The sequence below is a fragment of the Paracoccus sp. (in: a-proteobacteria) genome (genome assembly GCF_030538655.1).
In the GTDB taxonomy this organism is placed as follows: domain Bacteria; phylum Pseudomonadota; class Alphaproteobacteria; order Rhodobacterales; family Rhodobacteraceae; genus Paracoccus.
Map to the genome: position 1 here is coordinate 68,850 of NZ_JAUNTO010000007.1, position 13,614 is coordinate 82,463.

Genomic DNA, 13,614 nt, shown 5'->3' on the forward strand with positions numbered 1-13,614 from the left:
CAGCCCCCTTATACAGATTTGCCACGGAACAGCCCGGTCGGGCGGAACAGCAGAACGGCGATCAGGATGATAAAGCTGACCGCAAATTTATATTCGGTGGACAGCAGTTGCAGCAGCCCGCCCGGTTGCCAGTCGGGGAACAGGTATCCCGCGATTTTGACCCAAGGATAGGTGATCGCCACCTCGGAAAAGGCGACGATGAACCCGCCCGCGATGGCCCCCACCGGGCTGCCCAGACCTCCGACGATGGCGGCGGCAAAGATCGGCAGCAGGATCTGGAAATAGTTGAACGCCTTGAAGGACTTGTCCAGACCATACAGTGTGCCCGCAATGGTCATCAGCGCGGCGGCGATAAGCCACGTCTGGCGCACCACTCGTTCCGGGTCGATGCCCGACAGCAGCGCCAGATCCTCGTTATCGGAATAGGCGCGCATCGCCTTGCCCGACCGGGTGCGATTCAGAAACCAGAACAGCGCGGCGACGACCAGAAAGGCGACCACGACGGTCAACGCTTGTGTGCTGCGCAGCGCCAGACCCTCGCTCAGCCCGGTCAGTTCGCGGAATTCGCGCACACTGATGACGAACCGTGCACCGTCGTCAAAGCGGATTTCGTCCACGCCGATGACCAGACGGGTCAGGCCGTTCATGATGAACATCACCCCGACCGAGGCCATGACCAGAATGATCGGCGGCGATTTCTTGGCGCGATAGAACCGATAGACCGCGCGATCCGTCCCCAGCACCAGCAAAGCCGTCGCGGCGATACCCAAGGGCAGCGCCAGCAAGGCGGTGGGCAGCGGACCAAAGCTGATGCCCATGGATTGCAGCCACCATGTGAACAGGATCACCATAGCGGTGCCAAAGGCCATCGTGTCGCCATGAGCAAAGTTGGAAAATCGCAGGATGCCATAGATCAGCGTCACCCCAAGCGCCCCAAGCGCAAGCTGCGCGCCATAGGCAGCGGCGGGGATGAACACAAAGTTCAGAAAGGTGACAAAGGCGTTCAGAATGTCCATTATGCCGCCTCGCTGTATGTGCTGAAATGGGTCAATGATCCCGCCTGATCGTCGTTGTGAATGGCTGCGCCGTCCGGCGTGGCCGACAGCGGACAATAGCTGGTGTGCCAACCGCCGATCAGGTGGCTGGCATCGGTGTGCCGCGGGCCTTGCCGTGTGACGATGCTGGTCGGATCGGCGATGGTGGCGCTGAGCGGCCTTTCGTCGGTCGGGGGGGCGGGCAGATAGACCGTGACACGATGATCCGAGACGGTGCAATCGGCATCCCGGCATCGCGTCGCAAATTGGCAAAGCCATTGTGGCTTGATCGTCTGCTGGGCCAGCGCGGCGGGGGCAGGCGCCGGTATAAGAGTGGCGGCAAGTGGCATATGCATCGCTCAGCCCCCCAGAAAGGTGCGGCGCACCTCGTCATTGGCCATCAGTTCCTTGCCGGTGCCGGTGTGCGCGTTGGCCCCCTGCACCAGAACATAGGCTTTGTCGGCGATGGCCATAGCCTGCTGGGCGTTCTGTTCGACCATCAGCACGGGCAGGCCGGTGCGGGCGATTTCGATGATGCGGTCGAACAATTCGTCCATCACGATGGGCGACACGCCCGCCGTCGGCTCGTCCAGCATCAGCAGCTGCGGCTGCGTCATCAGCGCCCGGCCTACGGCGACCTGCTGGCGCTGACCGCCGGACAATTCACCCGCCGCCTGTCGCCGCTTGTCGCGCAGGATCGGAAACAGATCATAGACCTGTTCCATCGTGGGGCGGAAATCGTCGGTGCGGATAAACGCGCCCATTTCCAGATTTTCCTCGACCGACATGGACGGGAAGATATTGTTGACCTGCGGCACGAAGCCCATGCCCGCCTTGACCCGATCCTGCGGGTTCAACGCGGTAATATCCTGCCCGTTCAGCCGCACAGAGCCTTGCCGCAGGTCCAGCATTCCAAAGATCGCCTTCATCGCGGTGGATTTGCCCGCGCCGTTCGGGCCGACGATCACGGCGATTTCGCCTTTTTCCACGCTGATCGTGCAATCGTGCAGGATGTCCGGCCCCTTGCCATAGCCGCCGGTCATATTTTCACCGATCAGGAACGGATCACCCGTATGGCCCGGACCGACAGGGCCGCTGCGGCGCGTGCCGTCGATCGTGCCGATGCCCTGAGTATTGACGATCGAGGCGTCACGGTTGCCGCGCCCACCGAATACGTCGCTGCTGCTCATACGCCCACCATGTCCTTGTTCTTGAGGCCACGGCCCAGATAAGCCTCGATCACGGTCTCGTTCTGCATGATGTGATCGGCGGGGCCTTCGGCCAGCACCTTACCCTCGGCCATGACGATCACCGGGTCGCAGATCTTGCCGATGAAATCCATGTCATGTTCGATCACGCAAAAGGTATAGCCGCGTTCTCGGTTCAGGCGGATGATGGAATCGGCGATGGTCATCAGCAGGGTGCGGTTCACGCCTGCGCCCACCTCGTCCAAGAAAACGATCTTGGCATCGACCATCATGCAGCGGCCCAGTTCCAGCAGCTTTTTCTGCCCGCCCGACAGGTTTCCGGCCTTTTCATCGGCAACGTGGCTGATGGTCAGAAACTCCAGCACCTCGTCGGCCTTTTCGCGCAGGGCGCGTTCCTCGGCGGCGATGCGGCCGCGGCGGAACCATGTGTTCACCAGCGTTTCGCCGGTCTGGCCGCCGGGCACCATCATCAGGTTTTCCCGCACGGTCATCGACGAAAATTCATGTGCCAACTGGAATGTGCGCAGCAGCCCTTTGTGGAACAACTTGTGCGGGGGCAGGCCGGTGATGTCCTCGCCCGCCATGGTGACGGTGCCGGATGTTGGCGGCAGCACACCTGCAATGACGTTGAACAAGGTGGATTTGCCCGCCCCGTTCGGGCCGATCAGCCCGGTGATTGACCCTTTGGCAATGGTCAGGCTGGCGCCATCCACGGCGCGAAAGCCGCCAAAATGTCGGTGCAGGTTTTTGACCTGAATCATAAACTTCCCCTGTAACCTTCGTGTTGAATCCGAAGTGTTTGGTGGTCGGCGCTGTTTTTATGCGTGAACCGCCCGGCACAAACGCCGGGCGGTCTGTTGCGGTCAGTGGAAACCGACGGTTTCCAGCTTGCCGTCGGTGATGGTGGATTCGCGGAATGTGCCCGCGCTTTCACCCGGTTCGACCAGTTCCACGGACGAGGCGCCGACGTAATCGATGTCCTGACCGGCGGCCAGCAGTTCCAGACCCTTGGCCAGTTCGCCCGGCAGGATCTGTTCGCCCGGTGCGTTGGCGACGTCCATCACCTTATCCTTGAACACGGCGGGGTCAGACGATCCGGCGGCCTGCATCGCCAGCAGGATCAGGGCTGCGGCGTCATAGGCTTCGGCCGAATAGGCGCCTTCAGGCTCAAAACCGGCGGCGCGGCCCAGTTCGTTATAACGGTCGCGGCCCTCGCCCTCGGCGGCGGGGTTGATGCCGATCGAGCCGTCGATCTCGCTGCCAAAGCGTTGGACCAGCAGATCACCGATCATGCCATCCGGGAAGATGAACTTTTCGAACGATCCCGTATCCAGCGCCGCGCGGGTAACGCCCGAACCACCCTGATCGACGTAACCGACGACGACCAGAACATCGCCACCGGCAGCAGCCAGTGCCGCAACCTCGGCGGAATAGTCGGCCTTGCCGTCGTCATGTGCGGCGGTGATCGTCACGGTGCCACCCACTTCCTGGAAGGCGGCGGCAAAGCTGTCGGCCAGCCCTTTGCCGTAGTCGTTGTTGGTATAGGTGACGGCGGCGGATTCGATGCCTTTGTCGCGCGCGATCTGTGCCATCACCTCGCCCTGACGCGCGTCTGACGGCGCGGTGCGGAAGAACAGGCCGTTATCCTGAATGTCAGACAGCGCCGGCGAGGTGGCCGAGGGCGAGATCATCAGCACGCCGTTGGGCATCGCCACGCGTTCCAGCGTCGCGATGGTTTCGCCGGAACACTGGCCACCAACCATGGCGCGCACGCCTTCGGAAATCAGACGCTCTGCCGCCGAGACCGCGGCGGCGGCGTCGATACAGGTTGTGTCGCCACGCACCGCAGTCACCGTGGCACCACCCAGCAACAGGCCGGAATCGCTGACCTCTTTCATGGCCGCCTCGGCACCGGCGGCGATGTCGGGGGCCATGGATTCCAGCGGCCCGGTAAAGGCCAGTTGTGTGCCCAGCTTGATTTCTTCGGCGTGAATCAGGCCAGCGGTCATGACGCAGGCCGTGGTGGCGAGGAGTAGTTTTTTCATTTTATCCCGTCCTGTTGGTTATTGGATTACCGCGCAGCTTAGACGCCGCGCGGTCATTGGAAAAGCGGCATTTAAAGCGTATTTGCCGCTTGTGGCGATCAGCGATAGCCGACAACCTGCAATTCACCGTCGCGGAATTCGACCTCGCGGTAAATGCCTGCGGATTCGCCTGGCTCGACCAGTTCGACCGAGGTTGCGCCGACATAATCCACATCGCCCCCGGCATTGATGATTTCCAATGCCTTGGCCAATTCACCCGGCAGAATTTGTTCGCCCGGTGCGTTGGCCACATCCATCACGCTGTTTTTGTAAACATTGGGGTCCGAAGTGCCCGCCTTGGCCATCGCCAACAGAATCAGTGCCGCAGCGTCATAGGATTCGGCGGAAAACGCATTCGACCCGTCAAACCCGGCCTCGGACGCCAGCGCGATAAAACGGTCACGGCCTTCGCCCTCGGATGACGGGTTTTGACCAAAGCTGCCGTTGATTTCCGCGCCAAAGCGTTCTTGCAGCGCATTCGCCACCATGCCGTCCGCGAAAACGAAGGTGTCAAAAGCACCTGTGTCCAGCGATCCGCGCACGACGCCGGAACCGCCCTGATCGACGTAACCCGCAACGACCAGAGCTTCGCCTCCGGCGGCGGCCAGTGCCGCGACCTCGGCGGCATAGTCGGCCTTGCCGTCGTCATGGGCGGAACTGACGGTGACGGTGCCACCCTTGGCAGTGTAGGCGGCGGCAAAGCTGTCGGCCAGCCCCTTGCCATAGTCGTTGTTGGTATAGGTGACGGCGACGGTGTTGACGCCGCGATCCATCAGGATGTCGGCCATCACTTCGCCCTGACGCGCGTCGGACGGCGAGGTGCGGAAGAACAGCCCGTTATCCTCGATCGTGGACAGTGCGGGCGAGGTGGCGGATGGGGCGATCATGACGATGCCGTTGGGCATGGCGACACGTTCCAGTGTGGCGATGGTTTCGCCCGAACACATGCCGCCGACGATGCCCTTGACCCCATCGGCCACGATGCGTTCCGCGGCGGATACGGCTGCGGCGGCATCGGTGCAGGTGGAATCGGCGCGCACCCCGGTTACGGTCGAGCCATCCAGCAGCAACCCGGAATCGCTGACCTCTTTCATGGCCAGCAGCGCGCCTTTTTCCATTTCGGGCGACAGCGATTCCAGCGGGCCGGTAAAGCCGATGGAAATGCCCAGTTTGATGTCTTCGGCCGTTGCGGCCCCTGCCAGCAATGCCCCGGCAGCCGTGGCGATCAACAATTTTTTCATTTTTTCTTTTCCTCCCGTTTGGACAACAGTTCTGACGTAGAGGTTAGAGGCGGGTTTTCCAAAAAGAAAGCATTTCAGATGGAAAACCCGCCAGGTCGTGCCGTCATGCATGTGCAGGGGGTGGCGTTGCCTGTGGATCGTGCCGTGCAGGATGTCAGTGGCGCAGCGCAGGCGGCTGGCGCCTGATGTCGGCGCGGCGGCGGCGGAGCAGGGCGGCCAGAGCGGTCCACAGCCCCAACCCCAGCCCGAAACCGATGGCTGCGGCACCCAGACCAGCCGTGGTGACGGGCAGGGCGGGGCGGAAATCGCCCCATGTCGCGGCCAGAGTGGCGGGATCGCGCAGACGATGCGGCAGGGCGATGCGTTCCAGCGGCGCGGCGGCACGCAACAGGGCCAGATCGGCGCGCGCCTGCTCTAACCGGGTGAACACCCGGCCCATGTCGCGCTGATGCAGATCGCGGAAGGTGCTGCCTGACAGATCGGCCAGTGCCTGTTCACGGGTCAGCCCGGCGCGGGCGGCGCTGCTGTCGAAATCGGCGGCCACACGGGTCAGCGCATCGACCTGCCCGCCAAGCCGTTGAACATATTGATCCGAAAAGGCCGGAAACTGCGACAGGGCCGCGGCGCAGCAGGCCGCAAAGCCCAATCGCAGCAGCCCCGCCATCAGACCGGATAGCCTGCGGCGATGATCGGTTCATAGATCGCCTTGATCCGGGCCACGGCCTCGGACGGCGACATCTCTTCGGATTCGCCGCTGCGGCGGTTGGTCAGTTCAACCTTGTTGCTGGCCAGACCGCGCGGGCCGACGGTGATACGCCAGGGCAGGCCGATCAGGTCCATGCCGGCGAATTTTGCCCCGGCCCGTTCGTCGCGGTCGTCATACAGCGGATCAAGCCCCGCCGCGCGCAGATCGTCATAGATCGCCTGACAGGCGCTGTCGGTGCTGGCATCGCCCTGTTTCAGATTGACGATGCCCACGTGGAAGGGCGTCACGCCCTCGGGCCAGATGATGCCCTTGTCGTCGTGGCTGGCCTCGATGATGGCGCCCAGCAGACGGCTGACGCCGATGCCGTGCGATCCCATGTGAACCGGCACACGCCCGCCATCGGGTGTGACAACCGTCGCCCCCATCGCATCCGAGTATTTCGTGCCGAAATAGAAGATCTGCCCGACCTCGATCCCGCGGGCCGAGCGGCGGCGATCCTCGGGCACCTGCGCGAATACCGCCTCGTCATGGGTTTCGTCGGTGCGGGCATAGCGGCTGGTGAATTCGTCAAGAACCGCCTGACACTGTTCCACGCTGTCATAATCAATCACACGGTCGCCGAATTTCAGGTCGGTGATGGCGCTGTCATAAAACACTTCGGATTCGCCGGTTTCGGCCAGCACGAGAAATTCATGCGTATAGTCACCGCCAATCGGCCCGCCATCGGCGCGCATCGGGATGGCTTGCAGGCCCATGCGTTCATAGGTGCGCAGATAGCTGACCAGATGGCGGTTATAGGCGTGCAGCGCGTCCTCTTTCGTCAGGTCAAAGTTATAGCCGTCTTTCATCAGGAACTCGCGCCCGCGCATGACGCCGAACCGGGGGCGCACCTCGTCGCGGAACTTCCACTGGATCTGATACAGCGTCAGCGGCAGATCCTTGTAGCTGTTCACATGGGCGCGGAAGATGTCGGTAATCATCTCCTCGTTCGTGGGGCCGAACAGCATGTCGCGGTCGTGCCGGTCCTTGATGCGCAGCATTTCCTGACCGTAATCGTCATAGCGCCCGCTTTCGCGCCACAGATCGGCGGGCTGCATCGTGGGCATCAGCACCGGGATATGGCCGGCGCGCTGCTGTTCCTCATGCACGATCTGTTCGATGCGGCGCAGCACCTTCAGCCCCAGCGGCAACCAGGAATAGATGCCCGCCGATTGCTGTTTTATCATGCCCGCGCGCAGCATCAGCCGGTGGCTGACGATCTGCGCCTCTTTCGGGTCTTCTTTCAGGACGGGCAGGAAATAGCGCGACAGACGCATAGCGGGCACCTTTGTTCGTTTGGCCACGGTCTAGGGCAGGCGGGCAGGCGGGGCAAGATGGCGTGGCGTGGCCCGCTGCGCTTGCATCAGGGCCAACATCATAGCACAACGAGCGCGTAACGCGACGGAGATACCATGCAGGTCAGTGGGCGCAAACAGGTCTGGTATTGGGGCATCGCCGCCGCCGTGCTGATGCTGGTGCTGTGGCAACTGGGGTCAACGCTGACGCCGTTTCTGATCGGCGCGGCCATCGCCTATCTGCTGAACCCGATTGCCGACTGGCTGGAACGCCGCGGGCTGAGCCGTGTCTGGGCCACTGCGCTGATTACGCTGAGCGTGGCATTGTTGATCGTCGCGGCGCTGTTGGGCATCATCCCGCTGTTGTCGCGGCAGTTCGGGCAGCTGATCCAGACCGCGCCCGAGATATTCAACCGGCTTCAGTCCTTTCTGGGAGACAGGTTCCCCGAACTGCTGGATGATCAAAGCCCCGTGCGCGAGACGCTGGCCAATCTTGGCCACACCATTTCACAACGCGGCGGCGAACTGGCTGGCATTGTGTTGGGGTCGGTGATGAACGTCCTCAGCGTGGTGATGATTATCGTCATCGTGCCCGTGGTCGCCTTTTACCTGCTGCTGGACTGGAACAATATGCTGGACCGGGTGGACAGCCTGTTGCCGCGCGACCATGCCCCCACGATCCGCCGTCTGGCGCGGGAAATTGACGAAGCGCTTGGCGGGTTTCTGCGCGGCGAAGGTATGGTGATGACCATTCTTTCGGTCTTTTATGCCACCGGCCTGCTGCTGGTCGGGCTGCCCTTTGCGCTGCTGGTCGGTGTGGTCGCGGGGATGCTGACGTTCATCCCCTATGTCGGCACGATCATCGGTGGCGTGACATCAATCGGGCTGGCGCTGTTCGCTTTTTGGGGTGATCCGGTGATGATCGGGATCGTCGTAGCGATCTTTGTCGCGGGCCAGATGCTGGAAAGCAATTATCTGGTGCCGAAACTGGTCGGCCATCATGTCGGGCTGCATCCCGTCTGGCTGTTGCTGGCGCTGTCCGTGTTCGGATCGCTGTTCGGGTTTGCCGGGATGCTGGTTGCGGTGCCCGTGGCGGCGGCGCTTGGGGTTCTGGTGCGCTATGCGGCGGAACAATACAGGGAAAGCGGCCTCTATACCGGCCGCGAAATGCCCGCGCCGCCACAATGTCCGACACTGATCGAGATCGTCCCCCCCGGCACGGTCGAACGTGAAAGACGACAGGCCGAACGCGCCGCCGAACAGCGCATCAACGAGGTTCGCATCGACGAGATGATCGAGGAACGAGCCAAGCAAGACGAAACGTGACCCGGCAAATTCCCCTTGATCTGCGCACGCCTCCGGCACTGTCGCGCGGCGATTTCCTGCTGGCCACCGCGAACCGCGATGCGCTGGCGATGCTGGATGCTCCGGCGCTGTGGCCGCAGGGGCGGTTGCTGCTGATCGGGCCAGAGGGCGCGGGCAAAAGCCATATCGCGGCATTCTGGGCGGCTGAACGCGGTGCGCCCGTGGTCGCGGCGGACGCATTGGCCAATACCTCGCCCGATGCTTTGCTGAACGGCGGTGCGCTGGTGGTCGAGGATGCCGAGCGCGTGGCGGGCCGCGCGGCGGATCAGGCGATGTTGTTTCATCTGTGGAACCTTGCGCCCGCCCGTGGTGCGCTGCTGTTGCTGACCGCCCGCGCGGCGCCGCGTGACTGGGGACTGACGCTGCCTGACCTGCGTTCGCGCATGGATGCGATGACGCAGGTCAGGCTGGGTGCCCCCGACGAGGAATTGCTGGCCGCCGTTCTGGTCAAGCTGTGTGCGGACCGCCAGCTTGCCGTGCCGCCCGCGCTGATCGGCTGGCTGCTGCGGCGGATGGATCGTGATCTGGGGCTGGCCCGGCGTCTGGTTGCGGCGCTGGATGCTGCGGCCTTTGCGGCTGGTGGGCCTGTGACACGGCGGATGGCAGCAGATATACTGGACAAGATGCCCGCATCTGACGCATGATCGCGGACTAAAAAAGCAGGTAAGACCGATGACACAGGCCGATTATCTGAAAACGCCGTTCCCCGAACCTCAGGATTTGCCCGGCGGTGTGCCGACCGGCCCGGCGCGGTTCTTTAACCGGGAACTGTCGTGGCTGTCGTTTAACTGGCGGGTGCTGGATGAGGCGCGCAATCCGCGCGTGCCCCTGCTGGAGCGGCTGCGCTTTGTGTCGATCAGTGCCACCAACCTTGACGAATTCTATACCGTCCGCGTTGCCGGTCTGCGCGAATTGGTGCGCGAGGGGAATACGACCCCCAGTGACGACGGCCTGACCGCGGCGGAACAACTGGCTCTTATCAACGCGGATGCCCGCCGTCTGATGGGGGCGCAGCAGGCGGTCTGGAACCGTCTGCACCGCGAGATGGAACAAGAAGGCATCGCCATTCTGTCACGGTCGGGGATCACCCGCGCCGAGGAAGAATTCCTGAACCGATACTTCGCCGACCGTGTGTTTCCGGTTTTGTCGCCGCTGGCCATCGACCCGGCGCATCCGTTCCCCTTTATCCCCAACACCGGCTTTTGCCTTGCACTGGAACTGGCCCGCGAAAGCGATGGCCGCCAGATGCAGGCCTTGCTGCCGATCCCGGCGCAGTTGCAGCGGTTCATCCCGCTGCCGGGTGGTGAACGGTTCTTGCCGCTGGAAGATTTGCTGCTGATGCACCTGTCCAGCCTGTTCCCCGGCTATCGCGATGTGGGTCATTGCGCGTTCCGCGTGCTGCGCGACAGCGATCTTGAGGTCGAGGAAGAGGCCGAAGATCTGGTGCGCGAATTCGAAACCGCGCTGAAGCGCCGCCGCCGGGGCAGCGTGATCCGGCTGAAGATCACCGCAGGCGCGCCCGACCGGCTGCGCAGCGTCATCATGGAGGAACTGGCCGTCAGCCCCGATGAGGTGATCGAGGTCGAGGGTCTGCTGGGCGTCGCCGATCTGAAAGAACTGGTGCTGGACAGCCGCCGCGATCTGCTGTGGCCGTCCTTTGCGCCGCGTGTGCCTGAACGGGTGCAGGATCACCACGGCGATATGTTCGCCGCGATTCGGCAAAAGGACATGCTGCTGCATCACCCCTATGAAACCTTTGACATGGTGGTGCGGTTTCTGCATCAGGCGGCGCGCGACCCTGATGTTCTGGCGATCAAGCAGACACTGTATCGCACCAGCCGCGACAGCCCGATCGTCGATGCTCTGTGCGAGGCAGCCGAGGCGGGGAAATCCGTCACCGCGCTGGTCGAACTGAAAGCCCGCTTTGACGAGGCGGCCAACATCCGTCAGTCGCGCCGGCTGGAACGGGCCGGGGCGCATGTGGTTTACGGCTTCGTCAACTACAAGACCCATGCCAAGATCAGCAGCGTTGTCCGGCGCGAGGGTGACAGCCTTGTCACCTACACCCATTGGGGCACCGGCAACTATCACCCGATCACCGCGCGCATTTACACCGACCTGTCGCTGTTCACCTGCGATCCGGCCCTTGGGCGTGATGCAACCAAGGTTTTCAATTACTTATCTGGATATGTTCAGCCTGAGGGGCTGGAGAATCTGGCCATCAGCCCGATCAGCATGAAGCCGCGCCTGCTGGAACTGATCGCGCGCGAGGCCGAGATGGCCCGCCTTGGCCGCCCTGCCGCGATCTGGGCCAAGATGAACAGCCTGATCGAAAAAGACATCATCGAAGCTCTGTATAAGGCCAGCGCGGCGGGCGTCAAAATCAGCCTTGTGGTGCGTGGAATTTGCGGAATAAGGCCGGGCATCAAGGGGTTGTCGGAAAATATTCGTGTAAAATCCATTGTCGGGCGCTATCTGGAACATTCGCGCATCGTCTGTTTCGGTAATGGCCACGGCCTGCCCAGCAAAAAGGCGCGAGTGTTCTTTTCATCCGCCGACTGGATGGGGCGTAACCTGAACCGGCGCGTTGAAACACTGGTCGAGTGCCTGAACGATACCGTCAAGGCGCAGATCGTCAGTCAGATCATGGCCGCCAACATGGCGGACGAGGCGCAAAGCTGGCTGTTGATGCCTGACGGCAGGTTCTTGCGCTATCTGCCTGAGGGGCAAGAGGATTTGTTCAGTTGCCATCGCTTTTTCATGGAAAACCCCTCGCTGTCGGGGCGTGGCACGGCAGGCGCGCGCGATGTGCCGGCGCTGACCCATTCGGCGGACTGAACGCTATACACGCCGTATCCGCCCGCCCGATCGTTCGTATGTGGGCGGTTTCGGGTTGGGCGGGCTTGTGAAACCTGACCACTCTGTCAATCCGCTTCGTGCACAGGGAACGCAGCGATAGTTAGCAAAAACACGCCGACCCGCCGATTGACCTGATGGACAGGTCATTGCATTAAACTTTACGTTACTGCCCCAGCGGAAAGAGGCTCCTATGCACGGTGTGCGCACCACCAGCGGCAAGAAGATTGATCCGTTCGGGACGGAATCTCCGTTTGGCCAGCTTGCCGCGCGCGAACTGCGCCGGGTGGGTGTGGTGGACATTGGTTCGAACTCGGTTCGGCTGGTGATTTTTGACGGCGCGGCGCGTTCGCCCGCGTATTTCTATAATGAAAAGGTCATGGCCGGGCTGGGGCGCGATATGGCCGCCACCGGCAGCCTGAACCCCGAGGGCATGGAGCGCGCCCTGGCCGCGCTGAAACGCTTTGCGGCATTGTCGCGCGATATGGGCATCCGCCCGCCCGTTTGCGTCGCCACCGCCGCCATGCGCGAGGCCAGTAACGGGCCAGCGTTTCGCAAAAAGATCGAAAAGGCCACCGGCCTGAAAATTCATGTCATCGACGGTCAGGAAGAGGCGCGCCTGTCGGCACAGGGCGTGCTGCTTGGCTGGCCCGATGCGCGTGGGCTGGTCTGTGACATCGGCGGCAACTCGATGGAACTGGCCGAGGTGGCCGATGGCCGGATCGGACGCCGCGCGACCTCGGCGCTTGGGCCGTTCCGCTTGCAGCAGGTTAAATCGGGCCTGCGCAAGCACATCCGCGACATCATGGCCGGGCTGGTGCAAGAGGTCGGCACCGGGCATGAAAGGCTATATCTGGTTGGCGGATCGTGGCGTGCCATCGGGCGGTTGGATATGGAGCGGCGCGGCTATCCGATGACCGTGCTGCACGAATACCGCATGACCCCGACCGATGTGTCCGCGACATTGAAATGGATCGCCGACAGCGACTTGTCTGATCTGCGCGCCCGTGTGGGCGTTTCGTCGTCGCGGATGGATCTGGTGCCGCTTGCCGCACAGGTGCTGGACGAACTGGTTCAGATTTTTGCTCCCGCAGAGCTGGCGATCAGCAGCTACGGCATCCGCGAGGGGCTGTTATATGAGCAGATGTCCAACAGTCTGCGCAAGCGCGATCCGCTGATCGAGGCGGCGCGGTTCACCGAACGACAGATGGCGCGGATGCCCGGTGCGGGCAAGCTGTTGTATCAATTCCTGCGCCCGTTGTTTCCTGATGTGGCGCCCGAGCGTGACCGGCTGATCTATGCCGCCTGTCTGCTGCATGACACAAGCTGGCGCGCGCATCCCGATTATCGCGCCGAATCCTGTTTTGATAACGTCACCCGCGCCAATATGGCTGCGCTCAGCCACCCCGAGCGGGTGTTTATGGGCCTTGCGCTGCTATATCGTTACAAGAACAACCGCCAGAACAGCATGATGGCCGGGCTGTTCAATCTGCTGACCGATGCGGAACAGCGCGATGCGGAAATTCTGGGCAAGGCGATGCGCTTTGGTTCGATGTTCGCAGCCGGTGATCCCTCTGATGCGGGCATGCTGCGGATTTCGCCCAAAGGCGATGCGCTGGAACTGCGGCTGACTGACAAAGGGCGTGCCCTGATGGGCGAGGTGGCGCAATCCCGGTTCGAGTCGCTGTGCAAGGCAATGAATATCGCGTCGGTTGTTAAGGGGTAGGGCGCATTAACCCCATGGTTTAACTGGATTTTGGGTTCAGTTTTTCACCTTTACTCACGC

General features: G+C 62.4%; 12 protein-coding genes. 4 read left to right on the forward strand and 8 right to left on the reverse strand.

Translation table 11 applies throughout. The features are described 5' to 3' along the window. Positions 1 to 8: 8 nt before the first annotated feature. From Q4G22_RS06715 to proS, 8 genes are all read right to left on the reverse strand, one after another. The gene (locus Q4G22_RS06715; protein ID WP_303385129.1) at positions 9 to 1,016 is read right to left on the reverse strand and encodes a branched-chain amino acid ABC transporter permease; all 1,008 of its coding nucleotides are present in this window, start codon (positions 1,014 to 1,016) and stop codon (positions 9 to 11) included. Beyond that, positions 1,016 to 1,390, reverse strand: a complete 375-nt coding sequence (locus tag Q4G22_RS06720) for a hypothetical protein (RefSeq protein ID WP_303385130.1) — start codon at positions 1,388 to 1,390, stop codon at positions 1,016 to 1,018. The genes Q4G22_RS06715 and Q4G22_RS06720 overlap by 1 nt, the downstream gene beginning before the upstream one ends. Before the next feature lie 3 nt (positions 1,391 to 1,393). Further along, positions 1,394 to 2,224 carry an ABC transporter ATP-binding protein gene (locus tag Q4G22_RS06725; protein ID WP_303385131.1) on the reverse strand — a complete coding sequence of 277 codons (831 nt, stop codon included), beginning with the start codon at positions 2,222 to 2,224 and terminating at the stop codon, positions 1,394 to 1,396. Next, the gene (locus Q4G22_RS06730) at positions 2,221 to 3,003 is read right to left on the reverse strand and encodes an ABC transporter ATP-binding protein (RefSeq protein WP_303385132.1); all 783 of its coding nucleotides are present in this window, start codon (positions 3,001 to 3,003) and stop codon (positions 2,221 to 2,223) included. The genes Q4G22_RS06725 and Q4G22_RS06730 overlap by 4 nt, the downstream gene beginning before the upstream one ends. Positions 3,004 to 3,105: 102 nt before the next feature. Then, a complete protein-coding gene (locus Q4G22_RS06735; protein WP_303385133.1) occupies positions 3,106 to 4,287 on the reverse strand; it encodes an ABC transporter substrate-binding protein in 1,182 nt (393 codons plus the stop codon). A 98-nt stretch (positions 4,288 to 4,385) separates the two neighbouring features. Continuing rightward, positions 4,386 to 5,567 carry an ABC transporter substrate-binding protein gene (locus tag Q4G22_RS06740; RefSeq protein WP_303385134.1) on the reverse strand — a complete coding sequence of 394 codons (1,182 nt, stop codon included), beginning with the start codon at positions 5,565 to 5,567 and terminating at the stop codon, positions 4,386 to 4,388. Between the two features lie 154 nt (positions 5,568 to 5,721). Continuing rightward, positions 5,722 to 6,231 carry a DUF2937 family protein gene (locus Q4G22_RS06745; RefSeq protein WP_303385135.1) on the reverse strand — a complete coding sequence of 170 codons (510 nt, stop codon included), beginning with the start codon at positions 6,229 to 6,231 and terminating at the stop codon, positions 5,722 to 5,724. Continuing rightward, positions 6,231 to 7,589, reverse strand: coding sequence for a proline--tRNA ligase (gene proS / locus Q4G22_RS06750; RefSeq protein WP_303385136.1), 1,359 nt, complete (start codon positions 7,587 to 7,589; stop codon positions 6,231 to 6,233). The genes Q4G22_RS06745 and proS overlap by 1 nt, the downstream gene beginning before the upstream one ends. Positions 7,590 to 7,724: 135 nt before the next feature. Between proS and Q4G22_RS06755 the strand changes: the two genes are divergently transcribed. The 4 genes from Q4G22_RS06755 to Q4G22_RS06770 all read left to right on the forward strand — a co-directional run bounded on the left by Q4G22_RS06755 (position 7,725) and on the right by Q4G22_RS06770 (position 13,554). Further along, positions 7,725 to 8,933, forward strand: a complete 1,209-nt coding sequence (locus tag Q4G22_RS06755) for an AI-2E family transporter (RefSeq protein WP_303385137.1) — start codon at positions 7,725 to 7,727, stop codon at positions 8,931 to 8,933. Beyond that, positions 8,930 to 9,616: a DnaA/Hda family protein gene (locus Q4G22_RS06760; protein WP_303385138.1), complete on the forward strand. Its 687-nt coding sequence runs from the start codon at positions 8,930 to 8,932 to the stop codon at positions 9,614 to 9,616. Before Q4G22_RS06755 ends, Q4G22_RS06760 begins: the two co-directional genes overlap by 4 nt. 28 nt (positions 9,617 to 9,644) lie before the next feature. Further along, positions 9,645 to 11,810: an RNA degradosome polyphosphate kinase gene (locus tag Q4G22_RS06765; protein WP_303385139.1), complete on the forward strand. Its 2,166-nt coding sequence runs from the start codon at positions 9,645 to 9,647 to the stop codon at positions 11,808 to 11,810. A 211-nt stretch (positions 11,811 to 12,021) separates the two neighbouring features. Further along, entirely contained in the window at positions 12,022 to 13,554 is a 1,533-nt protein-coding gene (locus tag Q4G22_RS06770; RefSeq protein WP_303385140.1) for a Ppx/GppA family phosphatase, read from the forward strand. The last annotated feature ends 60 nt before the right edge of the window (positions 13,555 to 13,614 follow it).